Source organism: Paenibacillus polymyxa M1, from assembly GCF_000237325.1.
Lineage (GTDB): Bacteria > Bacillota > Bacilli > Paenibacillales > Paenibacillaceae > Paenibacillus > Paenibacillus polymyxa_C.
This window is the reverse complement of the sequence record NC_017542.1, coordinates 5,700,319-5,726,142: the sequence shown is the minus strand read 5'-3', so window position 1 is coordinate 5,726,142 and position 25,824 is coordinate 5,700,319. Positions and strand designations below refer to the sequence as shown.

Annotated in this window: 25 protein-coding genes and 1 riboswitch; of the genes, 11 read left to right on the top strand and 14 right to left on the bottom strand. The window is 45.0% G+C overall.

Annotated elements, in window-relative coordinates; genetic code table 11:
• The first annotated feature begins 22 nt into the window (after window positions 1-22).
• Both PPM_RS25710 and PPM_RS28895 read left to right on the top strand, forming a co-directional pair.
• Window positions 23-967 (top strand): helix-turn-helix transcriptional regulator, encoded by a 945-nt coding sequence (locus PPM_RS25710; protein ID WP_013373779.1) that lies wholly within the window; start codon window positions 23-25, stop codon window positions 965-967.
• Window positions 968-1,031: 64 nt separating this feature from the next.
• Window positions 1,032-1,553, top strand: coding sequence for a DinB family protein (locus PPM_RS28895; RefSeq protein WP_013373778.1), 522 nt, complete (start codon window positions 1,032-1,034; stop codon window positions 1,551-1,553).
• Here the strand turns inward: PPM_RS28895 and PPM_RS25705 are convergent.
• From PPM_RS25705 to PPM_RS25690, 4 genes are all read right to left on the bottom strand, one after another.
• Window positions 1,486-2,022 (bottom strand): Crp/Fnr family transcriptional regulator, encoded by a 537-nt coding sequence (locus PPM_RS25705; RefSeq protein ID WP_013373777.1) that lies wholly within the window; start codon window positions 2,020-2,022, stop codon window positions 1,486-1,488. The genes PPM_RS28895 and PPM_RS25705 overlap by 68 nt on opposite strands.
• Before the next feature lie 36 nt (window positions 2,023-2,058).
• Window positions 2,059-2,799, bottom strand: coding sequence for an SDR family oxidoreductase (locus PPM_RS25700; RefSeq protein WP_013373776.1), 741 nt, complete (start codon window positions 2,797-2,799; stop codon window positions 2,059-2,061).
• A gap of 27 nt (window positions 2,800-2,826) precedes the next feature.
• Window positions 2,827-3,405 (bottom strand): TetR/AcrR family transcriptional regulator, encoded by a 579-nt coding sequence (locus PPM_RS25695; RefSeq protein ID WP_013373775.1) that lies wholly within the window; start codon window positions 3,403-3,405, stop codon window positions 2,827-2,829.
• A gap of 134 nt (window positions 3,406-3,539) precedes the next feature.
• Entirely contained in the window at window positions 3,540-4,085 is a 546-nt protein-coding gene (locus PPM_RS25690; RefSeq protein WP_013373774.1) for a glutathione peroxidase, read from the bottom strand.
• A gap of 277 nt (window positions 4,086-4,362) precedes the next feature.
• On the opposite strand from PPM_RS25690, the gene PPM_RS25685 reads away from it, so the two are divergent.
• Both PPM_RS25685 and PPM_RS25680 read left to right on the top strand, forming a co-directional pair.
• Window positions 4,363-5,094 carry a YheC/YheD family protein gene (locus PPM_RS25685; protein WP_025675730.1) on the top strand — a complete coding sequence of 244 codons (732 nt, stop codon included), beginning with the start codon at window positions 4,363-4,365 and terminating at the stop codon, window positions 5,092-5,094.
• 182 nt (window positions 5,095-5,276) lie between these two features.
• Window positions 5,277-5,792, top strand: coding sequence for a hypothetical protein (locus PPM_RS25680; RefSeq protein ID WP_025675731.1), 516 nt, complete (start codon window positions 5,277-5,279; stop codon window positions 5,790-5,792).
• A 60-nt stretch (window positions 5,793-5,852) separates the two neighbouring features.
• Here PPM_RS25680 and PPM_RS25675 read toward each other — a convergent pair whose 3' ends face one another.
• Window positions 5,853-6,593 (bottom strand): SDR family NAD(P)-dependent oxidoreductase, encoded by a 741-nt coding sequence (locus tag PPM_RS25675; protein WP_013373771.1) that lies wholly within the window; start codon window positions 6,591-6,593, stop codon window positions 5,853-5,855.
• Window positions 6,594-6,752: 159 nt separating this feature from the next.
• Between PPM_RS25675 and PPM_RS25670 the strand changes: the two genes are divergently transcribed.
• Window positions 6,753-7,640, top strand: coding sequence for a LysR family transcriptional regulator (locus tag PPM_RS25670; RefSeq protein ID WP_013373770.1), 888 nt, complete (start codon window positions 6,753-6,755; stop codon window positions 7,638-7,640).
• Window positions 7,641-7,685: 45 nt separating this feature from the next.
• On the opposite strand, the gene PPM_RS25665 is transcribed toward PPM_RS25670, so the two are convergent.
• Entirely contained in the window at window positions 7,686-8,555 is an 870-nt protein-coding gene (locus PPM_RS25665) for an AraC family transcriptional regulator (RefSeq protein WP_013373769.1), read from the bottom strand.
• 246 nt (window positions 8,556-8,801) lie between these two features.
• Here PPM_RS25665 and rlmN point away from each other — a divergent pair, with 246 nt between their 5' ends.
• From rlmN to PPM_RS25650, 3 genes are all read left to right on the top strand, one after another.
• Complete coding sequence (gene rlmN / locus PPM_RS25660) at window positions 8,802-9,899, top strand: 23S rRNA (adenine(2503)-C(2))-methyltransferase RlmN (protein WP_013373766.1); 1,098 nt, start codon at window positions 8,802-8,804, stop codon at window positions 9,897-9,899.
• A gap of 140 nt (window positions 9,900-10,039) precedes the next feature.
• The gene (locus PPM_RS25655; RefSeq protein WP_013373765.1) at window positions 10,040-10,741 is read left to right on the top strand and encodes a dihydroorotate dehydrogenase electron transfer subunit; all 702 of its coding nucleotides are present in this window, start codon (window positions 10,040-10,042) and stop codon (window positions 10,739-10,741) included.
• Window positions 10,722-11,654, top strand: coding sequence for a dihydroorotate dehydrogenase (locus PPM_RS25650; RefSeq protein ID WP_013373764.1), 933 nt, complete (start codon window positions 10,722-10,724; stop codon window positions 11,652-11,654). Before PPM_RS25655 ends, PPM_RS25650 begins: the two co-directional genes overlap by 20 nt.
• A 101-nt stretch (window positions 11,655-11,755) precedes the next feature.
• Here PPM_RS25650 and PPM_RS25645 read toward each other — a convergent pair whose 3' ends face one another.
• Window positions 11,756-11,938 (bottom strand): hypothetical protein, encoded by a 183-nt coding sequence (locus tag PPM_RS25645; protein ID WP_013373763.1) that lies wholly within the window; start codon window positions 11,936-11,938, stop codon window positions 11,756-11,758.
• Between the two features lie 223 nt (window positions 11,939-12,161).
• Here PPM_RS25645 and PPM_RS25640 point away from each other — a divergent pair, with 223 nt between their 5' ends.
• Window positions 12,162-13,814 (top strand): ATP-binding protein, encoded by a 1,653-nt coding sequence (locus PPM_RS25640; protein WP_144399881.1) that lies wholly within the window; start codon window positions 12,162-12,164, stop codon window positions 13,812-13,814.
• Window positions 13,811-14,548 (top strand): response regulator, encoded by a 738-nt coding sequence (locus PPM_RS25635; protein ID WP_013373761.1) that lies wholly within the window; start codon window positions 13,811-13,813, stop codon window positions 14,546-14,548. The genes PPM_RS25640 and PPM_RS25635 overlap by 4 nt, the downstream gene beginning before the upstream one ends.
• A gap of 51 nt (window positions 14,549-14,599) precedes the next feature.
• On the opposite strand, the gene PPM_RS25630 is transcribed toward PPM_RS25635, so the two are convergent.
• Together PPM_RS25630 and PPM_RS25625 are read right to left on the bottom strand one after the other, a co-directional pair.
• On the bottom strand, window positions 14,600-15,619 hold the full coding sequence (locus PPM_RS25630) for a 2-hydroxyacid dehydrogenase (protein ID WP_013373760.1): 1,020 nt from the start codon (window positions 15,617-15,619) through the stop codon (window positions 14,600-14,602).
• A 17-nt stretch (window positions 15,620-15,636) separates the two neighbouring features.
• Window positions 15,637-16,692: an AEC family transporter gene (locus PPM_RS25625; protein WP_013373759.1), complete on the bottom strand. Its 1,056-nt coding sequence runs from the start codon at window positions 16,690-16,692 to the stop codon at window positions 15,637-15,639.
• Between the two features lie 291 nt (window positions 16,693-16,983).
• Between PPM_RS25625 and mmuM the strand changes: the two genes are divergently transcribed.
• A complete protein-coding gene (mmuM, locus tag PPM_RS25620; RefSeq protein ID WP_013373758.1) occupies window positions 16,984-17,931 on the top strand; it encodes a homocysteine S-methyltransferase in 948 nt (315 codons plus the stop codon).
• 188 nt (window positions 17,932-18,119) lie between these two features.
• On the opposite strand, the gene PPM_RS25615 is transcribed toward mmuM, so the two are convergent.
• The 5 genes from PPM_RS25615 to rhaB form a co-directional block, all read right to left on the bottom strand.
• Complete coding sequence (locus PPM_RS25615) at window positions 18,120-20,357, bottom strand: GDYXXLXY domain-containing protein (protein WP_016324900.1); 2,238 nt, start codon at window positions 20,355-20,357, stop codon at window positions 18,120-18,122.
• Window positions 20,358-20,500: 143 nt separating this feature from the next.
• Window positions 20,501-21,394 carry an AraC family transcriptional regulator gene (locus PPM_RS25610; RefSeq protein WP_013373756.1) on the bottom strand — a complete coding sequence of 298 codons (894 nt, stop codon included), beginning with the start codon at window positions 21,392-21,394 and terminating at the stop codon, window positions 20,501-20,503.
• A gap of 268 nt (window positions 21,395-21,662) precedes the next feature.
• Window positions 21,663-22,508 (bottom strand): rhamnulose-1-phosphate aldolase, encoded by an 846-nt coding sequence (gene rhaD, locus PPM_RS25605; RefSeq protein ID WP_013373755.1) that lies wholly within the window; start codon window positions 22,506-22,508, stop codon window positions 21,663-21,665.
• A gap of 52 nt (window positions 22,509-22,560) precedes the next feature.
• A complete protein-coding gene (rhaA, locus tag PPM_RS25600; RefSeq protein ID WP_016324899.1) occupies window positions 22,561-23,817 on the bottom strand; it encodes an L-rhamnose isomerase in 1,257 nt (418 codons plus the stop codon).
• Window positions 23,818-23,829: 12 nt separating this feature from the next.
• The gene (gene rhaB, locus PPM_RS25595; RefSeq protein ID WP_013373753.1) at window positions 23,830-25,311 is read right to left on the bottom strand and encodes a rhamnulokinase; all 1,482 of its coding nucleotides are present in this window, start codon (window positions 25,309-25,311) and stop codon (window positions 23,830-23,832) included.
• Window positions 25,312-25,637: 326 nt separating this feature from the next.
• Window positions 25,638-25,741, top strand: a riboswitch (purine riboswitch).
• The last annotated feature ends 83 nt before the right edge of the window (window positions 25,742-25,824 follow it).

The window sequence follows — 25,824 nt, the reverse complement described above, 5'->3', positions numbered from 1 at the left end:
CTCAAGGACGGGGCGATATAGTATGAACAAAACCGACCGCTTGCTGGCTATCTTGCTAGAGTTACAACGTAAGGATATTATACGGGCCGAGGATTTAGCGGCGATTTTCGAAACGAGTGTGAGAACGATCTATCGGGATATTCAGGCTCTCAGCGAATCGGGCGTACCGATTGTAGGAGCACCGGGTATTGGATATTCTTTGATGGAGGGATACTTCCTGCCTCCTGTAAGCTTTACTGTAGAAGAGGCTGTAGCGCTGCTAATCGGAACAGATTTTGTCGAACAAAAATTTGATACAGACTATGGCATGAAGGCGCAAACTTCACGCAGAAAAATCGAAGCTATTTTACCAGAGAGCGTTCGCAGGGAAGTTGCCCAGGTGCGAACGACTATCAGACTGCTGGCGGTGGGTAAAGGAACAAACCATACAGAGAAAGCCTATTTGGAAACGCTGCGCATCGCTGTATTGGCTAAACAGAAGGTTCGGTTTGGTTACTCCAAAAAAATGCCAGAGGCTGACGGGAATCGCCAAAGTGTGCGTGTGGTCGCTCCTTATGGTCTTGTACTGCTGCATGGTTCGTGGGTTTTGATTGGACAATGCGAATTGCGGCAACAGCTGCGCCATTTCCGTTTGTCGCGTATGAACGATCTGATCATGCTGGAGGACGGTTATCAGTTGCCTATTGATTTTAATTTGCAGGATTATAAGCAAGCTGATGACCGCCACATAAATGTTCACATACAAATCCGTTCGGATATTGTAGATAAAGTGAAGGAAGCGAACCATTTTTACATGGAGTCCATGGAGGAGCGTGAGGATGGAATCCATGTATTTTTCCGTGTTAGACACCCAGAGGAATTACTATCATGGATACTTGGTTGGGGCGCAGATGTGGTAGTGCTGGAGCCTGAATCGCTTCGCGAGCGTGTCCGGACAGAAGTGGAAAAAATGTTGAAATGCTACTGACATAATGCTGTCAGTAGCATTCTTGTATAGTAAAGCTACTTTGATAGAGAGGGGCATTTACTATATGAATACAAGCGAAACATTACAGCGTTTTGAAGAAACGGTACAGCACTATCTTCTTGAATTGGACAGCTTTAGCCTGGAGCAATTGCAGTACACACCGCAGGAGGGACAATGGTCGCTTGGACAAATGTATCTTCATTTGGTGAACTCTGCTCTTTATATGCATCTTAGGAACATAGATCTTTGTCTACAGTCTAATGGGGAAAAAGGGACTAAAACGGAGGCGGGCACAGCCGCATTTAACTTGGGAAGCTATCCACCCATACGTATCCAAGTCCCACCATCTCCGCAGTATACTCCCCCCCAACCGACGAGCAAAGAAGAGATTGCAGAAGGATTGAATGTGGTGATCCGTAAAATGAGAGAGATTGAGCCGACCGTTGAGAAATCAACAGGGTCGTCTACTTCTCCTCATCCCGGATTTGGCGCGTTGAATGCGGGAGAGTGGTTTAGACTCATCGAGATGCATTATCGTCACCATCTTTTGCAGATGGAGCGCTTGAAGCACGCAATAGCCGGTTGATCGTCTCCCGACGTAGCCCGATGAACTGCCCGATTTCCTCCTGCGTCAGTACGTCTGTTAACGTAGCGGGTGCGATGTAGGAGTGGAACCAGCGTTGAAGCTTCCGAAGCTTCTCGGCAGGCGATACCTCTGTGAGCTGGTCAATTCGTTGTTGCATCATGCGTAGCTTATCCTGTAGCTGCAAAGCGATGGCTCGACATTGAGCCGGGTCCTGCTCCAGCTTCAGGTACCATTCTTTTTGCGACAGAACCTCAATCTCTGAGGTGACCAGCGCCATCGCGGTACCATAATAGGGATTGGGACTGATGAGGGAGTGGTGCGGGATGATTTCATCGGGCACAATTACATTAACTAAAATTTGCGAGCCGTCTTCATGGACTCGGATAATTTTTAACAGGCCGCTTTTTAAGTGATATAAAGGGCCAGTTTCCCCTTGTCGAAATAAGGTCTCGCCTTTGTGTAATATCATGAACGTGTATAGCCTCCATTTCATGTATTCCAGCTTTTAGATGAACCCGCCATTGACGCGGATGGTCTGTCCGGTAACCCACTGCGATTTAGCGCTGACCAGAAACTCAATCACATCAGCGATATCTTCCGGTTCACCGAGACGACCCATAGCATTCATTTTCTTCATGCCTTCGATCTGCTGCTCTGTTTTTCCTGCTTGAAAAAGCTCTGTGTTGACAGGGCCGGGAGCCACGGCATTGATCGTAATTTGCCTGCTTCCGAACTCCTTGGCTAGCTGACGGGTAAATTGCTCCACCGCGCCTTTCGTACCCGCGTATACGCTATAAGCCGGAAACATTTGTCCGATCACGGATGTGGAGAGGTTTACGATTCTCCCGTAATTCTCCATGTATTTCATCGCTTGCTGACAGGCAAAGAAGGTACCTTTTACATTCAGCGCGAATTGTTGGTCAAAATCAGCTTCGGTCACCTCAGCCAGAGGTTTGGTAATCATCAGCCCGGCATTGTTAACCAGAATATCCACTTTGCCGAATTCAGCAATCGTATTGGTAAATAAGGCTTCAATATCGCTCATCTTGCCCAGATCAGCGTGGAGAGCTATGGCTTTTCCGCCTTTTTGAATAATGCCTGCTACAACTTCTTTAGCTCTATCCGGACTGTTGGCATAATTGACAACTACAGCAGCACCTAGATCAGCCAGCTGCTCAGCAATGGCACGTCCAATTCCCCTGGATGAGCCAGTGATAATTGCTATTTTCCCATCCAAATGCTTCATATGTGTTTGGCCTTCTTTCTATATAGTTTAAGATATCCCTTTTTCTAAAAGCATCCACACTTCCGAAAACTCCCGCTCAATCGCCGGACTTTTCCATTCGTAAGCATGTGCGGGATGATGGAAACGGGTTGTGGCATAGAAAAGTGTACGTGCCAGTTGGGTGGGTTGATCCACTGTGATGCCCCCGCGCGCAATAATGTCAGCGAGCTGATCCACAATGTGGGCGATATGCTGGTCGATTAAATCCGCGGCTTGCTCGGTGACCCGAGTATACATCCCAAACATTTCCTCGTCATCGCGGGCATAATACTGCTTAAGCTCGATCAAGGTCTGTATATATCGTTTTAAGTGCGGTATTCCTAGCACAGATGAATCCTGGCATATCTCCGTTAACGGATCGATTATCTTTTCATTTAGCCATTTTTCGGTCACGCCTTCAAGAAGCTCGGCTTTACTTTTAAAGTGTCGGTAAATAGTGCCGTGACTTACTCCTAATACTTTGGCAACATCCGTCACGGAGCTCTTGGCTACACCAAAACGCCTAAGTGTGTCTTCTGTAGCAATGAGAATCTGTTCCTTGGTCAGTATATCTGAGGATTTTTCCATAGAGACACGGTTAACTTACCGTGTGAGTCACCTCCTTGAAGTCAGGATAACACAATGAGTATCAAATGACAAATATTCATTTTTGTCATTTGATACTCATTTTTTTAAAGAATCCAAAGAAGTGACCAGAAAAACTACAATAGCGATTCGATGACAGGATCAATAGCACAGGGCGCTGTTGTTACTTCAAATCTGCCTTTTACATGGCCATCACGGTTAATCAGGAATTTGGAAAAATTCCACTTGATACCGTCGCCGACGTATATTTCTGGATATTTATCCCGTAGGAAATCATCCATCCATTGACCGTCTTTGGTCTGGGTATCAAAGCCTTGAAAAGGTGACTGTTGGGTCAGATATTGAAATAAAGGATGAGCAGATAAACCTCTTACATCCGTCTTCTCAAATAGTGGGAAGGTTAATCCATGGTTATTTTGGCAGAATGTCTGAACCTCCGAATTGCTACCCGGCTCTTTTTCATTGAATTGGTTACAAGGAAACGCAAGGATTTCAAAACCTTGTTCCCTCCGTCTTTCATAGAGCTTTTGCAGATCAGCGAATTGACTGGAGAAGCTACACATGCTGGCAGTGTTTACAATAAGGAGAACCTTACCTCTATAGTTTGAGAATTCAATCGGTTTCCCGTTGATTAAGGTTGCTTGAAAATCATAAACAGACACGTTAACATTCCTCCTCACGTTATTTTATACACATCGTATATCCAGAATTGCTATTGGTCTAATATATTATTGGAATCAACTTTATAGGCATTTACAATAACCCCGTCATGTAAAGATACATTGTCCATCTATCTTTTGAAATCAAAGGAGGCTCGACATAGGAAATAGGAGATTCGCTTCTTACATAGCAAACTGTGGCATTCGCCGTTACCAAGATAGAATATAGATGCATATTCATGTAGTGTGTGCAAAAACCCAACAGAATCGAGGGATATTCGTGCCCATTGGAAAGATGATTCAATACAAGGAAATGCAACAACATCCCATTTTACGCTCGCACTTGCCCGAAACCCGCTGGATTACGAATGCAAGGACTTTACGGATGCTGGATACCTATCGCACAGTCTTCATCAAGCCTAATTATGGGAGTGGGGGAACCGGCATCATACGCGCGAAAAAGGTAGGGAGGAGATATGAAGTTCGTTGCGGCTCCAGTCGCAGAGTCGTTAGATCCCACGCCGTAAGAAGAGCAATTAGAAGCTACCGAAGACCTCATCGTCGTTATTTGGTACAGCAAGGACTCAAGTTAGCCAAGTACAAAGGTTCGATTTTTGATGCCAGAGTGTATATGCAAAAGCCAGACTCGGAATGGGTTATCTCAGGGGTAACCGGTCGTGTCGCTGCACCCCGAAAAGTGGTTACCAATTATCGGAAGGGAGGACATGCGGCGCCGTTATCCAAAGTGCTTTTAAGGGTTTTTAAAAATGACAGAGCAAAAATGAAAGAGATTTTGGACCAGATCATCGAGCTTTCTAGAATTATTGCCGACACGATTGACAAAAATCATCCGGTTCGCGAGCTGGGCATTGATCTTGCTGTTGAGAAGAGTGGCCAAATCTGGATTATCGAGGCCAATCCGCATCCCGGACATATGTTATTCAGGCAGCTCCCTAATCATAAGATGATTCGCAACATTTTGAGAAACAAACGTCGTATTCATCATCATTAGGATAAAGTATTTTAAAGCAGCACTCTAATATCAGAACGGCAACATTTCAAGGTATCGTTGAGATGAACGATGCCTTTTTTGTGTTAAAAGAGAGTGTCTATCGAATTGTTCACAAAATGTTCACTTATGTGAGGGTTTCGACTATTTATATAATTAGCAAAGCAAAAGAAGGGATGATGGAATTGCCAACAACGAAGAAGGAAAATTTTTATTTTGGTTTAATGATGTGCTTGGGGATGGTCGTATTCATGACATTGTATAATCTATATACAAATGGCTTGATTGGCACCATGTCTCTAAAGGCAATGCTTCTTCAATTTATTTTATGTTTTATCACTGCTTTCGTATTGGAATTATGTATTGTCGGTCCAGTAGCAAAGAAAATAGCCTTCTCATTACCGTACGACAAATCCAAAAGGCTATTTGTAATTCTATCCCTTTCATGTTGTATGGTCATTGGCATGGTTCTCTGTATGTCACTTTATGGTTTGGGGACGGCTTACTTTTTTAATAGTCTTTCAGAAGGCTCATTATTTAAAAATTACTTATCTTTAGTTGTTAAGAATTTTGCGTTTGCTTTTCCTCTACAGCTCTGCATTGTAGGGCCGCTTGTTCGCTATTTATTTGTTAGATTCGTGAAAGGTACAAGTATGGGGATGCCATTAGGCAAAAACGTAGTTAACGACGGTATTCGATAGCTCAACAGCCGCCTTCTGTCTGAGAAGGCGGCTTGTTTTTTACCCAGAAGCTCAGTACCTTTATAGCGTTTGTCCGCTGTCTACCGTAATGATCTGGCCTGTCATGGCTTCCTGTTCCAAAGCAGAGCAGACCATGCTGGCAATATCCTCAGGTGTGGAAATGCGCTGTAGCAGCAGATGAGGAGCCAATTGTTTCATTTGTTCTTCCCTACCTGCCCACCATCTTGTCGCCACCGCGCCTGGCACGATGCAATTGACTCGAATATCAGGGGCCAGGGATCGTGCTAACGATTTGGTCAGCCCGTGGACGGCTGCTTTGGATACTGCATAGGGTAGTGAGGAACCTAGCCCTGTTTGTCCAGCTATACTTCCCAGATTGACGATAGCTCCTTGTTGACGATGCTTCATATAAGGAGCTACGGCTCTAGCACAGTAAAACATGCCTTTCACATTGACAGCCAAGAGATCATTCCACACCTCTTCCGTAACGGCCTCTAGATCGTCCATTGGAATATGATGTGTAATGCTGGCGTTATTCACCAGTACATCAACCGTGCCGTATTGCTGAACAATCTGCTCGACCATATCCCGAACTTCCCGATCTTGGGAAACATCTGCCTGTAATGCAATTGCACTTCCTCCCTGTTCAAGTATCATACGTACGGTTTCCTCTGCATCGTCTTTAGAACGGGAATAGTTTACGACTACAGTAGCCTTTCGATCTGCTAATTCCATACATATGGCTCTCCCAATTCCTGTACCGCCGCCTGTAACTAGGGCTGCTTTTTGATGTAAATCCATGTATATCCGCTCCTTAGCCAACTCGTTAGTGTTGTGTGAGAAAAGTAATATAATCTGTTATGGATCATTGTAGAGGATGTATTATATTTTGTATAATTGAATTAACTGAACTTGTAATTCAATAAACTTGAATTAAACAAGCGACTTGGGAGTAGGAGAATGGATATTAAAGCACTCAAAACATTTCAGATGATTGTGAATTACGGGAGTTTTATGCGTGCGGCGGAAGCGTTGAATTATGCGCAATCCACTGTGACGATGCAAATACAAAAGCTGGAATCCGATCTAGGAGTTCAACTAATTGAGCGGGGCAAGAAAATAAAGTTAACTGAAGCTGGCAGGATGTTTTATGAGCAGAGTTTGCCCATTGTAAAAGACATGGAGCAACTGCAGGAAAATATGGAGAACCTGCAAAAGGGAACCGCAGGTGACATTCGTATAGGAGTGACTGAACCGACCGCTAGTTACCGACTACCCGAAATTTTAAAGCGGTTCTTAAACCATTACCCTCACATTCGGGTTTCTGTTGAGTTTGGGAATACACCTACATTAAGCGAGCGTATACTCCAAGGGGATGTGGACATCGCATTATGCTCTGCCCCGGATTTGGGTACAGAGCTATATTTTGAACCTTTATTTAAGGAGAATTTTGTAGTTTTGATGCCTGAACATCACCCTCTTGCAGAAAAGGAGTGCATTGGACCCGCAGATTTACAGGGGCATCGCCTACTTATTACGTCGTCCATCTGTCCTTATCGGCGCAAACTTGAAATGGTCATGAAGGAACATGGAATAACTACGTTAGACACGATGGAAATTGGCAGCATGACGGCTCTAAAATCTTATGTGGAATGTGAATTAGGGATTGCCCTTGTGCCCCAAATTCTAGTCCATCCTGTCCCGGCAGGAACAGCAGTGAGGCAATTAAGCGGCAGCTTGATCGATATGACCTTTGGTCTTCTTTGTAAAGCAAACGAGGCACCGCTGAAGCTGGCAAGCTCAAGGCTATATTCTGTGTTAAAGCAGGAGCTTGGGCAATTGTCGTGAGCATACGATATCAAACCGACTGCAATAGGCAGCCGGTTCGTTTGTTTATTTTTTCGTAATCGGAATCCATACTTCACTTCGGTATTCCTCAGCATGAGTATCTCCCATGGTATATACTTCTAGCTCAGGCCCGCCTGAGTGCTCATAGTTGCTGGCAGGGAACCATTCCTGGTAAATTCTTTGCCATACCTTCTGGATCGAGTGAGGCATAGGGCCGATGGATGTAAACACGGCCCAGGTTGCAGCCGGGATGGTTCTGGCTTCTAATCCGTTCGAGGCTGCTACGTCTTCACTGCCCTCTGCGGCGATAAGGTAGCTAAACGTTTCTTCACCGTGCTTCATGTCCAGACATATACCGAGGATATCATCGCCTGTCCCCAAGGCATGAATGCGATCCGATGTGCCATCTGCGTTAAGTTGATCCCAGAATTTTGGGATTTCCCGAAGGTTTTCACCGTTCTTAGTAGTAACTTGAATGGACTTCCCAATGACCGTAAAGGCCGCCTTCTCTACAATTTTATAATCCATTTCCTGATCTCCCTTCAGTGATAGATGGAAGGTGATGCGTGGAAAGGCTTTCAGGTTCACTCCCGGGTTTCTGGCCTCAGAGGGAGAAATACCGTGTACCTTTCGGAACGCTTTAGAAAAAGATTCGGGGGAATCATATCCGTACTTGAACGCAACATCCAGTACTTTGGTGGTAGAAAGACTCAATTCCTGAGCAGCCAGGGTCAATCGACGTTTGCGCACATATTCTGCTACCGTAACGCCAGTTAGCATATAAAACATCCGTTGAAAATGAAAGGGCGACGAGTAGGCCGCCTTTGCAATTTCATCAATATCAAGGGGCTGCTGCATTCTTTCTTCCATTAGATCGAGTGCGTTCTTGATCCGAAGCAACCATTCCAACCACATCACCTTCCTTGGTTGTAATCATATCATTCACGGTGTCCGTCATCCTGTCTTTGCGTGCTTTTGTCGAACAGGATATCATCAGCCTGCCCCTTGTGTTCATAATTAAAATTTGGGACAATACAAGAAGTGTTTGAATAGCGCAGAGCGCTCAAACATGCTATGATGCAATGATAGTTGAGACGAGTCGTGATGGCTAGGGTTTATATATAGAAATACGAATTTTAACGTCTGAAAAGAGGATCGAACATGAAAAAGGAATCCATTTATGGATTAACGCTAGACCAATTGACAGCATGGCTCTTGGAGCATGGATATAAAAAATCTCGGGCATTGCAGGTATGGGACGCATTGTACCGGAAACGGATTACTGATTTTGCGGCGATGACAGAGGTTCATGAGAATTGTACTCGCCTGTTGGCAGAGAACTTCTCTATTGAAACCCTGGAAGAACATGTGAAGCAACAATCAGCAGACGGGACGGTCAAGTTTTTGTTCCGTTTGCAGGATGGTAATTTGATTGAGACGGTATTAATGCGGCATAAGTTTGGATTATCCGTATGTGTGACGACGCAGGTGGGATGCAACATTGGATGTAGCTTCTGTGCAAGTGGGCTGTTGAAGAAGAGCCGTGACCTTTCCAGTGGTGAAATCGTAGGACAAATTATGAAGGTGCAGCTGTATCTGGACCAGGAACGTCCGGGCGACCGGGTCAGTCACGTTGTGGTAATGGGAATTGGCGAACCGTTTGATAACTTTGTGAACCTGTCCGATTTCATTCGGGTCATTAAGGATCATAAAGGGCTGGCGATTGGGCAGCGGCATATTACCGTGTCCACAAGTGGCCTTGCCGATAAAATCATTGAATTTGCTGATTCCGATCTGCACGTCAATCTTGCGATCTCCCTCCACGCTCCGAATAATGAGATTCGTACCCGCATTATGAAGATCAACCGGGCGATCCCGATTGAGAAGCTCATGCAGGCAATTGATTATTACTTGGACAAAACCAATCGTCGGATTACGCTGGAGTACATCTTGCTGAAGGATGTTAATGACGGTAAGGAGCATGCGCTCGAACTGGCTGAGCTGGTGGGCCATCGTCGCAATCTGGCGAACGTGAACCTGATTCCATACAATCCGGTGGATGAGCATAGTCAATACCAGCGGAGTGAGTCGGAATCGATTACTGGCTTCTATGATGTTCTGAAAAAACAAGGTATTAGCTGTAGTGTTCGGCTGGAGCACGGAGTCGACATTGATGCGGCCTGCGGACAGCTGCGCAGCAAGCAAATTCGCAAGGATGCCAATAGCAGCCGCAATGCGGAGCGCGAAGCTATTAGTTAAAATATACGAGCGTACTCTCTAACAGGAGTACGCTTTTTGTATACATGAACCATCGAACAAAACGTCAACTGTAAATGTGAAAATAGTCACGTAATAGTTGCTGCTTTTACGTTATAGTGAGTGGTTAGTGGAGGGGTTATATGGCTAACGTAATTTCAAATGTGGCGCTCGTTCCGGGCATTTATGTGATGAAGATAGAGGGGAAATTTAAGGGGAAGATGGGTCAGTTCTACATGCTGCGCAGCGGGAATGGTTACCCACTGCTGCCCAGACCCATCAGCATTTATGATATTGGGGAAGAGAGCATTTCCTTTTTGTACCGGGTTGTTGGAGAGGGGACCCATCTATTTTCCCAATTACAGCCTGGTCAGGAGATTCAATTGGAAGGACCCTTTGGAAACGGGTTTCCGCAGGTTGAGGGCAGTTTGGCTTTAATCGGCGGTGGCATGGGTACAGCACCATTGTTATTGGCTGCAAAATATTACCCGCATGCAGACGTTTATCTGGGGTTTGCACAGCAGGCCTTCGGGGTTGAAGCGTTCGAGGCTGCGGCAGCATCTGTAGAGGTCAAGGTAGGGGGGAGCATCGTCGAACAGGTCGAACCTGCTCGCTATGCGAATATGTTTTCCTGCGGGCCAACTCCGATGTTGCAAGCACTCGCGCTGAAAACGGCGGGTACAGCGTCCCGCTTATATATTTCAACAGAAAGACATATGGCCTGTGGTATTGGCGCATGTTTGGGCTGCACCATGCGTACCCGTGGAGGCAATCGGAGGGTATGTAAGGAAGGGCCTGTATTCCCGGTGGAGGAGGTGGAGTTCGATGATCTCCATGGCGTGTAATATAGCAGGTGTACCGTTCAAAAACCCGATTATCATGGCATCCGGTACGTTTGGGTTCGGGCGTGAGTATGCAGAATTCTATTCTCCTGAGCTACTCGGCGGCATCGTCGGCAAGGGACTAACCCTTCATCCGAAGGCGGGGAATACGGGGCAACGAATACATGAGACAGCATCCGGTATGCTGAATAGTGTAGGATTGGAAAATCCGGGTGTGGCGGCTTTTTTGAAGGATGAACTGGATGACATGACTCGCTGGAATACGGCTGTTATTGCCAATGTGGGCGGCTCCAATCTGGAGGAATACGTACAGGCCGTAGCCATGATTACGGAAAACGCGCAAAAACGCCGTACAATGAACCGCAGAGGCGTTGACATGCTGGAATTGAACATTTCATGCCCCAATGTGAAGCAGGGCGGAATGCAATTTGGTATCCAGACAGAGGTAGCGCGGGAGGTGGTGCGTCAGGTGCGCAATGTGACGGCGCTTCCGCTAGTTGTCAAGCTGTCTCCAAATGCAGAGAACATCACGCAGATGGCGGTTATGTGCGAGGAAGAAGGCGCCGACGGGGTTTCGCTGATCAATACATTTTCTGCAATGAAAATAGATATACGTCGGCGCCGCAGTGTGTTCGCCAACACGTATGCAGGCCTTTCCGGACCGGCAATCAAGCCGATTGCCTTGCGCATGGTTCACCAGGTGGCGCAGGCGGTATCCATTCCTGTGATCGGGATGGGCGGGATCAGCTCTGTGGAGGACATTATTGAATTCACCATGGCAGGGGCCGCCGCCATTCAGGTGGGAACGTATAATTTTGTCCATTTACATGCAGGGGCTGAGTTGGTATATGGGCTAGAACAATGGATGCAGCAGGAAAAGGTGCAGTCGTTGGATGAGATACGAGGAATTTTGTAAATTTAGCACTCATATGTGTATAAACTTGAGCATACAAAACCGGCTTGTCTTCTAAGGCAAGCCGGTTTTGTATTTTATTTTACCGAACCAGACAGACTTGACTAATGGTTAATATCGCATTTGTTCAAGATGAACGAAATTTGATTTTCCAGCCGATGAATGGCTTCCTTGGATGCCTGGTCATTGGCACCTTGGGCCTGAAGCGTAGCGAGCTCCTGCTTGAGTTGATGAAGGTCTTCTCCTGCATGAGCGCAGTCGTAATTGCTCTCGAGATTGTCAATCATCCGTTATCCTCCCTTTCGTCAGGTATACGTCCTTATTATGGAGAATTGACCTTTCCTTATTCAGCATATTGTTTTATTTCAGATAAAGGCTGCGTTATCCACTAATGGGGCGCGTAAAGCTTGTAAAATAAGAAGGGATTTTGTCAAACGATGTCGAATAAAAAGGGGTTATAGGGGCAAGATAGGCTCTTCTTCCCATTGGAGAGCTTGATAAAGAAGCTGGGTGATAGGGTTGCGGTTAAAAGGTAAGTTGAAACCGAGAAGACAATTCAAAGTTTCGCTACAATTCATGATTATTATTTTGGTTGTTTTAGTTATTATTATTTCCTTGATTATATCCTTGCTTCTCATTCGTAATTTCGTGATTAACAAGCATTTTGATAATACGAAGGAAAAACTTTCAGGTATTGCCAAGGTGGTTGCCAGTGACAACGATGTTATTCGTAATGTTGAGCAGGGAGTCCCTGTGAAGCAGATCCAAGACTATTCTCTTGGAGTAATGCATAACGTTAATGTGGATTTTGTAGTCATACTGAACCACGATTTAATTCGGCTTTCCCATCCGAATGAAACCATGATTGGCAAGCCATTCTCTGATTTGGACGATGCCAGAAAAGCACTATCCGGTCAGGGACATTTTTCTGAAAATATCGGTGTTTTAGGCCAAGGCTACCGTTATTTTACGCCGATATTTAATCAACAGAAAGAGGTCATTGGCATTGTATGTGTAGGACTGACCATGAGAACGCTAAATCATGATTTGATGCAGGCGCAGTATACCATTTTTGGAGGACTGATGCTGGGACTCTTTAGTGGAGTTCTGGGCGCGATCATTCTGGCACAAAAAATCAAAACGATCTTATTTGGTCTGGAACCACAAGAGATAGCAACACGATTACGTGAAAAAGTAATTATTGAAAATGAGGTCGCTGAAGGAATTATAGCCATTTCGGCTGACAAGAAAATTATGCTTATGAACAAGGAAGCTCAGGCCAAGTACCAACTGGCGAATCAAGACAGAAAAGCCCCGATTGGCGAGCAGATCGATACCAACTTTTATAACGCGCTCTTCAAGAAAGTGTTTGATAGTAAGAAGAAGATCAAGGACCGCTCGTTTTATGTGAATGGTATAGAAGTCATTGCGACAGTAACCCCTATACATGTAGAAAATGAGTTTTTTGGGGCAGTTGCTACACTGCGCGACCAATCCGAGATGATTCATCTTAGCAATCAGTTGAGTGGCACAAAATATTATATTAACTCTCTTCGCGGACAGACGCATGAGTTTATGAACAAAATGCACGTGATCTCCGGACTGATTGAGATGAGGAAATATGAAGAAGTCAGTCAGTATATTCAGCAGCTAAATCACCGGTATCAAAATGAAGTAGGCTTTCTAACAGAGAGGATTAAGGTTCCGGCTTTAGCAGGTTTTATTATGGGGAAAATCAACGAAGCACGCGAGCAGAATATTTCGGTGTTACTGGAAGAAAGCTCGAATGTATCCAATCTAGAGATGCAGGACATTGTTCATGATGTCATACACATATTGGGCAATTTTTTTGACAACGCGATAGACTCCATTTTACAAAAAAGGCAACCCGGCAAAATTGAATTGAAATTGAATTATGAGTGTGAGGGAAATGTGTTCATTTTGAAAGTGAAGGATAATGGTATGGGAATTGACTCTGAAATGCAACAAAGAATATTCGAGCATGGCTTCTCAACCAAAGGAGAGGACAGGGGGTACGGTTTGAATCTGGTTAAGACCATGGTGGACAATCACCAGGGCATCATTGAGATTGACAGCCAACCTGGTCTGGGAACAAGTATCTATGTAGAGTTGCCCTGTACATTGGAGGTGACGAGTGAATGAAGGTACTCATTGTTGAGGATGATCCTATGGTTGCTGAGCTCAATCAACAGTTTATTGAGCGTATGGACAACTTGGATGTGGTATGTAAAGCAGATACTGTCCAGAAGGCACAGGATTGTCTTCAGAAGTTCACACCTGATCTGGTATTGCTGGACGTTTATTTACCCGGGAAAAGTGGATTAACCTTGTTATCCCATATGCAGGAGCAGCAGTACCATGCTTCGGTTATTTTAATTACGGCTGCAAAAGATATCCAAACGGTAAAGGAAGCTGTTTTCTATGGAGTGGCAGACTATCTAATTAAGCCTTTTACATTCGAACGCTTTAAGCTGGCTGTTGAGAAAATCCAGCGTTTGGCCACGGTGATGGAGGAAGGGAACGGAATTAATCAAGCTGTCATTGATCAATATTTTAATAAAGAAGAGCCTATGGGTGTAGAAAAGAAAAAACCTGCTAAACAACTATCCCCAAATCTATCGAAAAATCTGTCTAAAAACTTGTCCAAACTGACCATGACTACCATACTGAAGAGTATTCAAGAGCTGGACGGACCTTTTTCGGTTGAAACATTAGCCAGAGAAGTGGACTTGTCCCGTATTACAGTCAAAAAATATATTCAGTTCCTGGTAGACGATGGCTTTCTGATTGAATCGATAGAATACCACAAGATTGGAAGGCCGCTAATGCTCTATCAGATCAATTCGGATATAAAAGAACCGCCATTTCCAGTATGACCTGGAGATAGCGGTTCTTTACTGTCCAATGAGTGTGCCAAGCTTCCTACACTATTTCATAGCGAGAACAGGAAGTGGGACCAGATTGTCCGAAGAATGAGTTGTAATGATATCATGGAAGTTTGCGTAGCTGGTTTCAATCATGTTGGATAACGCAGTAACGGTATTCGAGCCGGCATGAGGTGTGACCAACACTCTTGGATACAGCTCCACAAGCTTCTGGATCGTTGGGTCCGGGAGCATTTGCCATGGGTCAAATGCTTTAAAAAATAGTTCTTCCTCTTTAGGAAAGACATCTGTTCCGAACCCTTCCAAATGATTGCTGAGCAAAGCATCCAGAATGGCTTGGTTATCTTGTAATTCCCCACGTGAGGTATTGATGAGAATAGACCCTTTTTTCATTTTCGCTAAAAAGCTAGCATTAATCATTTGGTCGTTCTGTCCCGGCAGGTAAGGAACATGCACACTGACGATATCACTCTCTGCCAGTAGTTCATCCAAGGTTGTGAATGGAATGAGTGCCTTGGCTGCGTCGGATTGGTACACATCATAGCCGATAACAGAAGCTCCTAATCCTTTAAATAATTTGGCCTCCGTCAGGCCGATGCGACCGACCCCGATAATCCCAACTTTACAATTGTGAATCTCTTTGCTGAACGTATGCTCGTCCACAATAAAATTTTTGAAAGAGCTTTTGGTAGTCATGTAAGCAGTGTGACGGAGCAGCATCATAGCAAGAGTTAAGGAAAGCTCTGCGATAGCATTCGGAGAGTAGGATGGCACACGTGCGACCTTCATTCCAAATTCGCTGCAGGCATCCAAATCAATATGGTTGATTCCGACGGTTCTGGTGAAAATATATTGAATGCCGTACTGATTGAATTTTGCGAGATTTTGCCGATTGGCAGCACAGTTTCCTCTTAACAAAACAGCATCGTGATGCTGGGCCAGTTCTGCATTGCTGGAGGTCAGCAGCTCTTCTACCAGCGTTAGCTGGAAGTTATATTTATTAAGCTCATGGAAATAGGGCTTCTCATATGAACGGGCACCATAGCAGATGATTTTTAACATGTTGTTTTCCCCCTGATTTAGAAAATTCCAATTTTATCGATGACATTGAGCGTAATAATCCACACCGGAATCATGACGACGGAAGTAATAGTTGATAGAAGCGATGCATTAGAAGTTAGTACAGCTTCCTTATCAAAACTGATGGCATAGGCTGCGGCTACGGTAGCTGTAGGAGTAGCCATCATAATGACAATGGTAGATAAAGCGACAGTATCGACCGACAGAATATGAGATATGGTCAACAAAGCCAGCAAAACGATGTTCACAATAGGTACCAGCCAAACTTTAACAAGGCTGTAATACCATGATGTCTTGTCTGTAGCTGCCGACTTGAAGCTGATTTCACCCAAAGTTGAACCAATCGATAACCAGGCCAATGGAGAAGCTAGTCCGGCAAGGTAGGTCATGGGCTTGAACAACCAGACAGCGGTTTGATCAATTCTTAGAAAAGCAAACTGCTGAATGGTCCCATCCTCTGTAGCCACACTCATTTGCGGTAAATAACCCTGGAACAACCAAACAAACAAGCCTATAAAAGTCGCAATAACAATCGGATTCAAAAACATAGTTTTGAGATTTTTAAGCTCCATTTTTAAGCCGCTCATTTTGATATAGCCATAAGAATATAAGAAAATGCGGTAGCCTATATTAAAAATGGAACTGTACATCACTCCAGTAGGACCGTAAATGGCACCGACAATGGGAATTCCGAAAAAAGTAGTAGAACCGAAAATGGTTAGTACCCGCAAAACATCCTGCTTATCCTTGTTGTAGCTCAGGAAGAACGGCTTGGAGATAAAGATGAGAATGATATAAATGAGAATCCCCCATATTAAAACATTCATGCCCTGTTTTAATATTGTAGGATTGATATCCTGCATGAAAGAATTAAAGGCTAGTGCTGGTAGAGCCACAGTGAGAACAACCTTAGATAGCATCTTTCCTACGGCTGCGGTAAAAATCCCCTTCTTGCGGCAAAAGAAGCCGAGCAGGATAATAAAAACGGTAGAAGCGATAGAACTGACAATACTGTTATCTGTTAAGGTCGCTGTAATCATTTCTAGTAAAGACATAGATAAAATCCTCTCTTGTACCTTTTTTCACATAAATGCCGATGCAAAATGTGACAATGCAATTCCCTGATCTTTTGGCCAAAGTGTTTGGTTTGCACCTTTATAGTAAAAAAACTTTGTGAAAAAAAGAACAATATCTAATTAATTTAACTTATGAAACTAATTTAAAAAATTTATACGTCACATCAGGATGTAAATGTAAGGTGCTCATCAACATACATGCTATAATATAAAAAATTAAATCCAACCTAGTCAGTGGGTTAAATAGATTAGACAAGCAGGAGGGGCCGCATGAATCCGATACAACGTATAGTGAACAAATTTCAGCTGATCGTGCTGGACGGCGCAATGGCGACTGAATTGGAACGTCATGGGCATGATCTGAACGATAGCTTATGGTCGGCCAAAATACTCTATGAATATCCGGATTCGATCAAGCGTGTACATCGAGATTACTTTGAGGCTGGGGCAGACTGTGCGATTACGGCGAGCTATCAGGCCACTGTGGAAGGCTACGTTCAACGAGGGCTAAGCGAAAATGAGGCGTTGAAGCTGATTCAGTCATCGGTGCAGATTGCTTTACAGGCACGAGATGAGTTTTGGGCCGATGTGACGGCTACTGCAAGTCAGCAGCATCGTCCCAAGCCGCTGGTTGCGGCCTCTGTCGGACCCTATGGAGCGTTTCTCGCTGATGGTTCAGAGTATCGCGGTGATTACAAGCTGAGCGAAGAGCAGCTTATGGAGTTTCACAGGCCGCGCATGAAAGCTCTGATCGAGGCGGGAGCAGACATTTTAGCTTGTGAAACGATACCCTGCCTGGTGGAAGCCAAGGCTATTGCCCGCTTGCTGAAGGAATTCCCCGGTACGTATGCCTGGATCAGCTTTAGTGCAAAGGATGAGCAGCATATCAGTAATGGCGAGTCTGTCGCCGCATGTGCAAAGTGGCTGAATGAGCATGAGCAGGTAGCTGCGGTAGGGATCAATTGCACGTTGCCCAAATTCATTCCATCTCTTATTCACGAAATACACAGCCATACGGACAAGCCGGTGGTGGTATATCCCAATCTGGGGGAGGAATATGACCCGGTCACCAAGACATGGCAGGGCCATACTTGTACAGAAACGTTCGGACAGAGTGCCCGGCAGTGGTATAAAGCAGGAGCGCGTATGATTGGTGGCTGTTGTCGGACTCAGCCGCAGGATATTAAAGAAATCGTGGCATGGTCGAGAGAGATATAAACGAGGATAAACTTTAGGGAAAGGTTATCATTGAGTTTTCCTCCATTGCCGAAAAAGAAAAAGCAGGCTGAACCAAATTATGCTCCAGCAATGGAGCAACCTGGTTCAGCCTGCTTTTTGTACAAATAAATTTTTAAAGCCCCGCTTCGTTCAATACCTCTACCTCTCCACCTCTTTGCCAATCCAGATCAGCTTTCCACCAAACGTTCCAGCAACGCGTCTCCATTGCGGCTGACCCGAATATAGGCGTAATGAGCGTTCTGTTCAACAGTACGTCCAGTTCCTTCAGGAATGAAATAATTCTCAATACCGTACAGAATACGAGAACCATTCCATTGTCCATTGAGAACAATTTCATGATGGGCAAGTTTCTCGCCATCTTGATATAGACGATCAGCAATGTATACTCCTTGGCTATCTGGTGTGAGAACGACTTTAACCTTGCCTCGGTTCCAATCCTTCTCCTGAAGAGGGTTCTTGGAAGGAGGGGTAGAAATATCGTAATTCAGTGCCACATAATCGCCCTGCAACAGGGAGCGCGGGTCTATAGGAGCCAGCTTGAGCTTAACGGAGGCACCTGTGGCGAGCAGGGTTTCACTTCTCGCCGTCTGATAGCCGATAATTCCTAGCTGTAGCACAATGACAATGGCAATGAGTAACGGGCTTAAGCGCATAAAGCTAAAGCTGCGGTGGTCGGCATCGAACGCTGTTTTGCCGCTATGGGCCATTCGTCGATCGAACCACCAGGTAATTCCCAGTATAATGATCCCCAGTAGCGCCAGTGTAAAAGATTTATACAGCAGCGTCCACAATAAATCATAGTATTTGAAGCCGATAAAAATAAACCAGAATACAACGCTCGTAATAGCCTCCGATTTTTGTTTGTGACGGATAAAGGCAAAGACCATCCATGTAACGATAACAAAATAAAAAATGTTCATGAACATATAAGAGTGTGGAATGACATCCTCGAAAAACGTTGTCCAAAACAGGAACAATAAGCTGAAGAATAATGAACTATCCCGAAGATGTCCTTTTAGCTCTGTCTTGGGTCTAAAGTAGCTTAGCCCGTATAAGACGGCATTGAGAGCGAACAGGGCGAAGATGATGAACTTATAGGTCCAGTTCCAGCCATCCCACTCTTGATACTGTTGAAACAAAACAGTTGCCATATTCAGGTTTACAAAAGTATAGGCAAAAAATCGCTGCCTTTTCCCCTTGGAGCGAAACCATCCGGCGATGGAAACGATCAGAAATAATACCGAAAGTAGCGTCTGATCTGACCATAGAATGGCCGCCAGGCCGGTAATATAGCTGATGGTCAGCAGCGTATAACGGATTACAGGATCCAGCTTGGACTCTGGTATGACGATCATCGTAATCATTAGCAGCAAAGACACGCCCAGCAGTACATATTCGGTGTGATTTACGTTCGTGCTAATCATAATCAGTCCGATGAGAGATATACTGCCAATCAGCACTCCAACCACTTTGATTATGCGAGATACGGTTTTGGTGATCCACTCACTGCTATGTTCCTCAGGGACGGCTGTCTCATCCGGAGATGGCTTTCCCAAACGATTTAAATAACGGAAAAACCATACGTTACCCGTCAATAGCAGTGCCACAAAGATCAACCCGAAAACAAAGAATAGTGATGAAGAGTACGTCTCTGCCAGCTCTATAAATTTAAAGACAGCAAACGCCGAAAGCGCCAATGCATTCAAGGTCAGTAACGTTTTATTCAGCCGAACCTTGATAAATATATAAAATCCTAAAGCAATCACAGCGATATGCGGTATATTCATGATCAGGCCATATCCATCGAATGCAAAGGAGTTGGTCATCGCCAACATAGCTATATGGAGAACAGTAAAGCTCATATATTGTAGTGGAGCCGAATGTATACGATGAAGGAACGTCAATAGAAATAGCACCAGATTGAATATTGCGAACACTCCAGCGATGGACAACGATTCCAGTTGGCTATAAGACGGGCTTTGCATCGTTGGATAGAAGTAAAGCCATACCCCCAAATGAATCAGTACATAAGACAGCATATATAAAGGATTGTAGCGGGTAATCCAGCTAAGCAGTAAAGCCGGCACTGACCAAATGAAAAACAACCCGTAGCTGTCCGCATGGGAGTTGTAAATTTGACCGAGCAACGCCACGGAAACGCCGAAGGCTACACAGCCAGCCACCAGAAATATATTGGACAGAAAAGCTTGTTGCCCGGGAACAGCACGTATACGTGCAAATACAAAAGATAAGCCATAAAACAAAACAATAAGCGCAACAGCTAGCACGATTTTGACTGTTCGATCCAGTCCGCCCCAATTGGAGGCGAAAAAATAAATAATCGCAGCCAGTATCAGTGAGATGCCCAGCAGATAACCTGTACGTATAGCATTGAATCGCAGCATGGAATTCACGTACCTTTCCTGTTGGTTTGATGCTTATTATAGCGTTGATAGCGCTCAGAACCAAGTACAAATTAGGATCAGGTCATAAAAAAGGGAGAGCCGCCGTATGATGGTGGTTCTCCTGTATCATTACTGGATTCCGACTAAGCGTTGGCAGTGCGGATCTCTTGCCGGGACTGATGCCGGAAGCGATACTCTCGGGGTGGGATTCCTGCTGTTTTCTTAAATGCTTTGGAAAAGGTGGACATATCGGTATATCCGATGGATTGGGCGATAATCGACAAATTGTAAGTAGTTTGTTCCAGCAATCTTTTGGCTTCGTTAATCTTGAGAGTTTGCAAATACTTGGCGGGGGATATGAGAAAGGTGGAATGGAATTTACGTGAAAAATGCGCACGATCCACACCTACATGCTCAGCAATTTGCTCGATTGTAACACGGTCACAATAATGCATTTCGATGTAATCTTTCCCCTGCTGGAGCCAATAATCAGAGCATACAGAGTTGCGCAGAGCGCCAGATGTGTTGCGGGACAACTCCTCGAAGATCTGGTGTAGTGTAATTAAGCGGGCCAGATCGCTGCCCTGTCTGTTGTGGTCGTTGACGATGGAAAATAGGTTGGAGATCAGTTCGAGGATGTCCTCGCTCACTGCGTTAGCTATAAATGGCTTAGAGGGGGTAATCCCGATCCGCTCGAGTAGCGCCAGTGATTTTGGTCCCTCAAAGGCAATCCATACCTTTTGTAACGGGTGCTCTTGGTTGGTGTAATATTCATGGGCAAGATGGGGGGGGAAACAGAATAAGTCAGACTTTTGGACACGATACTTCTTTTCCTTATAAATGAACTCAGCCTGCCCTTCAAGTACAAAAATAAAATAAAAATAAGGGACAGCCTTGGGGCCGACATGACAGCTTGTTTTCGAAATATCCATACCCAGTCTGACCGGCCAAATAGCACTGGATTTTTCCAGTTCGGTTGTTGTGAAATAATGGTCTTCCACGATGTCGAAGTGATCTTCATTCTTTGTTCTTCTCATATTGTCACCTCTCCTTTGGTGGAGATAAGGGAATTTTGATTTTATTGTATATAAAGGAAAGTGTAATTACAAGTTAATTCATTGGAATTTGGGGTTATAAAATTAAATCGGTTTATAGAGGATACTGTTTATACCTGCTGTCGGATCGTGTCATGGGTAAAACATTCGAATCCAGTAGCATTCAGATATGCATGATAAAGGCTCCATGGCTGGTAAGAGACGAGCCGTGGAGCTTTATAGAGTTCGGTGCTATACGATTAGCCTATATCTATACGTTCAGGATTCCTTCTTTTGGGGTAACATTAAAGGCTTTAGCCAGATCGGCCAATTCCTGATCTGTAATCCGTTGCTTGATCTCATGCTGAGCAATCAGCATATAAATTTGTGCTGCTTTTTCAATTGTTTCAATCAGGCCAAACGCTTCATCAATGGAGCTACCTGTTCCGAAAATGCCGTGATGAGGCCATAATACAGCGTGATGATCCTTCATTTTTTTCGCTGTTTCGCGGCCGATTTCGCTGGAGCCTGGCACCATCCAAGGGATTACACCGATACCGTCTGGAAAGACTACGATACATTCGGTACACATTTCCCACAGCGTTTTGGTGAATTTGTTTTCGTCCAAACTATGAATAAAGGTCATGGCAATGACATGAGTGGCATGATTATGGATCACAACCCGATGGTTAGGATCGACCTTCAAGCGTTCAATGTGGCTCATAAAATGAGATGGAAATTCGCTGGTAGGAACCGCGTCATGCTTGAGGCCCCACAAAATTTCTAACTGCTCACCATCTTGGGATACACGCAGGACTCCTAAATTGGCTTCCGGATCGGCAATAACGTTTTTGAAGTACTTGCCTGATCCAGTGACGATAAAATATTTGCCTGCCAGTTCATTCACTGGGAAAGCGGGTTTAATCGTTCGAATGACTTTTTGAATATCAATATATTTGGCAACCTCGGCCTCATCCAGAATATAACTTACATTGCCTCCATTGCGTTCATCCCAGCCGAATTTCCACATGTTTTGCGTAATTTCCGCCATCTCTCGAACAAATGGAATATCCAGTCCTGATTTTCGTTCTTTTTGATTCTCCAGCACAGTAGTCATGGATGATCTCTCCCTTTGGATGATATGAATATAAAATTATCAGTGCAGTAGTTTATCGTTTCAGCAGGACCTGTTGTTCATAGTTTTTAGCTTCGGTTAGCCATTCCTCACGAACGGGAACGCCGTTTTGAGCGCAATAGTAATCCCATACAGCCCCAAACGGATAGGATTTAAACTCTTCGACCAAGGCAAGGCGTGTCGTGAAGTCTCTTTCCTCTTCGGCCTTTTTCAGTTCCTCAATCGGTTCCAGCATGGCGCGAAGCAACGCTTTGATGGTGTTGCGTGTTCCAATGACCCAAGCAGCCACATGGTTAATACTCCCATCAAAGAAATCAAGGCCGATATGAGTGCGGGAGAGCAGCACACCGCGAACCAGCTCACGGGCAATGTCCAGCAATTCGTCGTCCATTGTCACGACATGATCGCTATCCCAACGAACAGGTCTGCTGACATGGAGCAATAATTGATCGGTAAACATCAGCACAGAGGACAGTTTGTTCGAAATGACTTCTGTCGGGTGGAAGTGACCGGAATCGAGACAGATAGATTTACCCCGTGTCAGGGCGTAACCCATATAGAACTCACGAGAGCCGACGACATAGCTTTCCGAACCGATGCCGAACAGTTTACTTTCAACTGCATCGATGTTGTAATCTTCACTAATTTCCTCACTGAAAATCTCGTCCAGAGCGTCCCGCAGACGTTCTCTTGGAGCCAAGCGATCCACCGGGGTATCCTTGTAACCATCTGGCATCCAGTGGTTTGTGACACATGGCTGACCGAGTTCTTTACCGAAATGTTCTGCAATCCTGCGTGATTTTTTACAGTGTGTGATCCAGAAATCGCGAATATCCGGGTCCTTGTGACTTAGTGTGAAGCCATCCTCCGCTTTGGGGTGGGAGAACAGGGTCGGATTAAAATCAAGTCCAAGCTCTTGCTGTTTGGCCCAGTCTAACCAATTCTGAAAATGGCGTGGCTCCAGTTGATCCAAATCTACTTGTTCTGTAGTATCCGCATAGATCGCATGCAGATTAACCTTGTGTTTACCGGGGATGAGCGATAGAGCTTTCTCTAAATCCTGACGCAGCTCATTAGGCGTGCCTGCTCTACCTGGGTAGCTGCCTGTTACGGCAATGCCCCCGCTAAGCTGTTTATCTTTGAACAGGAAACCCTGCACATCGTCTCCCTGCCAGCAATGTAGTGATATTTTAATTTGTGAGAGTTTCCGTAAAACGTCATCCACCTGAATACCGTGGCGGGCATACAGCTTTTTCGCTTCGTTATAACTCGCTTCAATGGCTTCGTTCATGACTTTACTCCTTTATTGAGATATGTGAGTAGGGGATGTTGCTTGTATTTTGAGGCGTTCCCAGCGATCCAGAAGCTCTTTCATGCCTTCCACTGATTGCGGCTCATATAGCCGAGTCGGGAAGGAGTTAGCTATGGTTCGGCCAGCAGCTTTCAGATCTCCAAGAGCACCAGAGCTGATTAATTGCACGACAATATTGCCGATGGCCGTCGATTCGGAAGGTCCTGCCTGAACCTCGATTTCTAAAAGGTCGGCTGTTAGCTGACATAGTAATTCGTTGTTTGCGCCTCCGCCGACAATGTGCAATCGGGTAATCGTTTCGTCTGTTAAACGTTGTAGCTCATGTAGGGCATCCCGGTAGCTTAAGGCCAGACTGTCGAAAATACAGCGGGCAAGCGCGCCAGGTGTGTGCGGGATAGGCTGCCCGGTTTCTTCACAGAACCTCTGAATCTCAAGGGTCATACTATCTGGATTTAAGAATGAGGACTGGTTGCAGAGGACGAGACTGACAAATGGTGTCTCTGCTGAAGCCAATTCGGCCAATTCAGCAAAACTATGTGCAGAGCCTCCCTCTCTTCTAACCTCCTGAATCATCCATAAGCCCATAATATTTTTCAAAAAACGGTACATATCGTAAGCGCCCCACTCATTGGTGTAGTTCGCCTGCATAGCTATCTTGGTATTCAAGGGTTGGGATCGTTCCATACCCAGTAGCGACCATGTTCCACTGCTAATATAAGCCCAAGACTCTTCCCGCGGTGATGGAACACCTGCAACCGCTGAGGCGGTATCGTGCGTAGGCACAAGGATGAGTTGGCAGTCTGGAAGATCGTACTTCCGAACAAGCTCCGGCAAAATGGGGCCCAGGACGCGTCCAGGCTCAGCCAGCTCCGAAAATTGATCGCGCCGAAGCTGGAGCAGGGAGAGCAGATCCTCATCAAATTCTCGGGTGTTTACGTTGAGAAGCTGCATCGTGGATGCATTGGTCATTTCATTGACCATAATGCCAGTCAAGCGATAGTACAGATAATCGGGAACCATCAATATTTTATCTGCCTGGGCGAGTTGTTCTGGATCATGGACGAACAGCTGATACAAGGTATTAAAGTTTAGTTCCTGGATGCCCGTTTTCTCATATACATCCTCTCGGCTGATGAGCTGGTGCAGCTTATCGGGGGCTTGTAGAGTGCGTGCATCGCGGTATGCGTACACCTCATGGATGCGATGACCTTCCTTATGAAGTAACACGTAATCTACAGCCCATGTATCAATGCCGAGCGTACAGGATTCAATCCCATTTTGCTTAGCCTTTTGCAGTCCTTGAATGATCTCATCAAATAAATTGTCTATATTCCAGTAATTGTGCCCGTGCCTCTCAGTAAAGGAGTTGTTGAAACGATGAAGCTCTTGCAAGTGAATTTGTTCACCTTGTAGGGTTGCACTGACGAGTCTTCCGCTTGAAGCTCCAATATCAACAGCAAGATAGTTGTTCATATCTAATCTCCTTGCATGGTGAAGTCCTGGCAGCCCGAAAGTCTGCCTTTTGTTTCTTAACTAATTCCATACTACTTCCGTTTGTCTGTGTAGTCAACATAAACGGAAGCGTATTTTTGGTTTTTATTTTGAATTTAAAAATAAAAATAAAATTAAATGTTGTTTTGTGTGGTTTTGCGTTTTTTAACATCTGCTTTTTACTATATATATACCTCAAACAGGGATCGGTGTGTTGCTGCGATATTCAAATTGTGGAAGGTTCTCCAAATGCCGCTGTTTGTATGAAAAATAGTCTTGAAACCGCTCGCCAGAGGGTGTAGTATACAAGATATCAATTTCATATGACTCGTATAATATTGGGGATATGGCCCAAAAGTTTCTACCGGATGACCACTGTAATCGTCCGACTATGAGTGATAGCGCATCAGCTTCGGATGAATGCGGGCATTTTATTTGTGCGCCAATCCGTCAGGGATTACGACCCCAAGGACAGGCTTCACTTGAGAAACGACT

Excerpts from the sequence above, each read along its gene's own strand:
- PPM_RS25695 (WP_013373775.1), bottom strand. The coding sequence starts at position 3,405 with ATGGAAAAATCCTCAGATATACTGACCAAGGAACAGATTCTCATTGCT.
- PPM_RS25630 (WP_013373760.1), bottom strand. The coding sequence starts at position 15,619 with ATGTTAAAAATCATCTGCTATGGTGCCCGTTCATATGAGAAGCCCTAT.
- PPM_RS25625 (WP_013373759.1), bottom strand. The coding sequence starts at position 16,692 with ATGTCTTTACTAGAAATGATTACAGCGACCTTAACAGATAACAGTATT.
- PPM_RS25700 (WP_013373776.1), bottom strand. The coding sequence starts at position 2,799 with ATGAAGCATTTGGATGGGAAAATAGCAATTATCACTGGCTCATCCAGG.
- PPM_RS25675 (WP_013373771.1), bottom strand. The coding sequence starts at position 6,593 with ATGGATTTACATCAAAAAGCAGCCCTAGTTACAGGCGGCGGTACAGGA.
- PPM_RS25665 (WP_013373769.1), bottom strand. The coding sequence starts at position 8,555 with ATGTGGTTGGAATGGTTGCTTCGGATCAAGAACGCACTCGATCTAATG.
- PPM_RS25705 (WP_013373777.1), bottom strand. The coding sequence starts at position 2,022 with ATGATATTACACAAAGGCGAGACCTTATTTCGACAAGGGGAAACTGGC.
- mmuM (WP_013373758.1), top strand. The coding sequence starts at position 16,984 with ATGAATCCGATACAACGTATAGTGAACAAATTTCAGCTGATCGTGCTG.
- PPM_RS25610 (WP_013373756.1), bottom strand. The coding sequence starts at position 21,394 with ATGAGAAGAACAAAGAATGAAGATCACTTCGACATCGTGGAAGACCAT.
- PPM_RS25650 (WP_013373764.1), top strand. The coding sequence starts at position 10,722 with ATGATCTCCATGGCGTGTAATATAGCAGGTGTACCGTTCAAAAACCCG.
- rhaA (WP_016324899.1), bottom strand. The coding sequence starts at position 23,817 with ATGAACGAAGCCATTGAAGCGAGTTATAACGAAGCGAAAAAGCTGTAT.
- rhaD (WP_013373755.1), bottom strand. The coding sequence starts at position 22,508 with ATGACTACTGTGCTGGAGAATCAAAAAGAACGAAAATCAGGACTGGAT.
- PPM_RS25655 (WP_013373765.1), top strand. The coding sequence starts at position 10,040 with ATGGCTAACGTAATTTCAAATGTGGCGCTCGTTCCGGGCATTTATGTG.
- PPM_RS25670 (WP_013373770.1), top strand. The coding sequence starts at position 6,753 with ATGGATATTAAAGCACTCAAAACATTTCAGATGATTGTGAATTACGGG.
- PPM_RS28895 (WP_013373778.1), top strand. The coding sequence starts at position 1,032 with ATGAATACAAGCGAAACATTACAGCGTTTTGAAGAAACGGTACAGCAC.
- PPM_RS25645 (WP_013373763.1), bottom strand. The coding sequence starts at position 11,938 with ATGATTGACAATCTCGAGAGCAATTACGACTGCGCTCATGCAGGAGAA.
- rlmN (WP_013373766.1), top strand. The coding sequence starts at position 8,802 with ATGAAAAAGGAATCCATTTATGGATTAACGCTAGACCAATTGACAGCA.
- PPM_RS25710 (WP_013373779.1), top strand. The coding sequence starts at position 23 with ATGAACAAAACCGACCGCTTGCTGGCTATCTTGCTAGAGTTACAACGT.
- PPM_RS25635 (WP_013373761.1), top strand. The coding sequence starts at position 13,811 with ATGAAGGTACTCATTGTTGAGGATGATCCTATGGTTGCTGAGCTCAAT.
- rhaB (WP_013373753.1), bottom strand. The coding sequence starts at position 25,311 with ATGAACAACTATCTTGCTGTTGATATTGGAGCTTCAAGCGGAAGACTC.
- PPM_RS25615 (WP_016324900.1), bottom strand. The coding sequence starts at position 20,357 with ATGCTGCGATTCAATGCTATACGTACAGGTTATCTGCTGGGCATCTCA.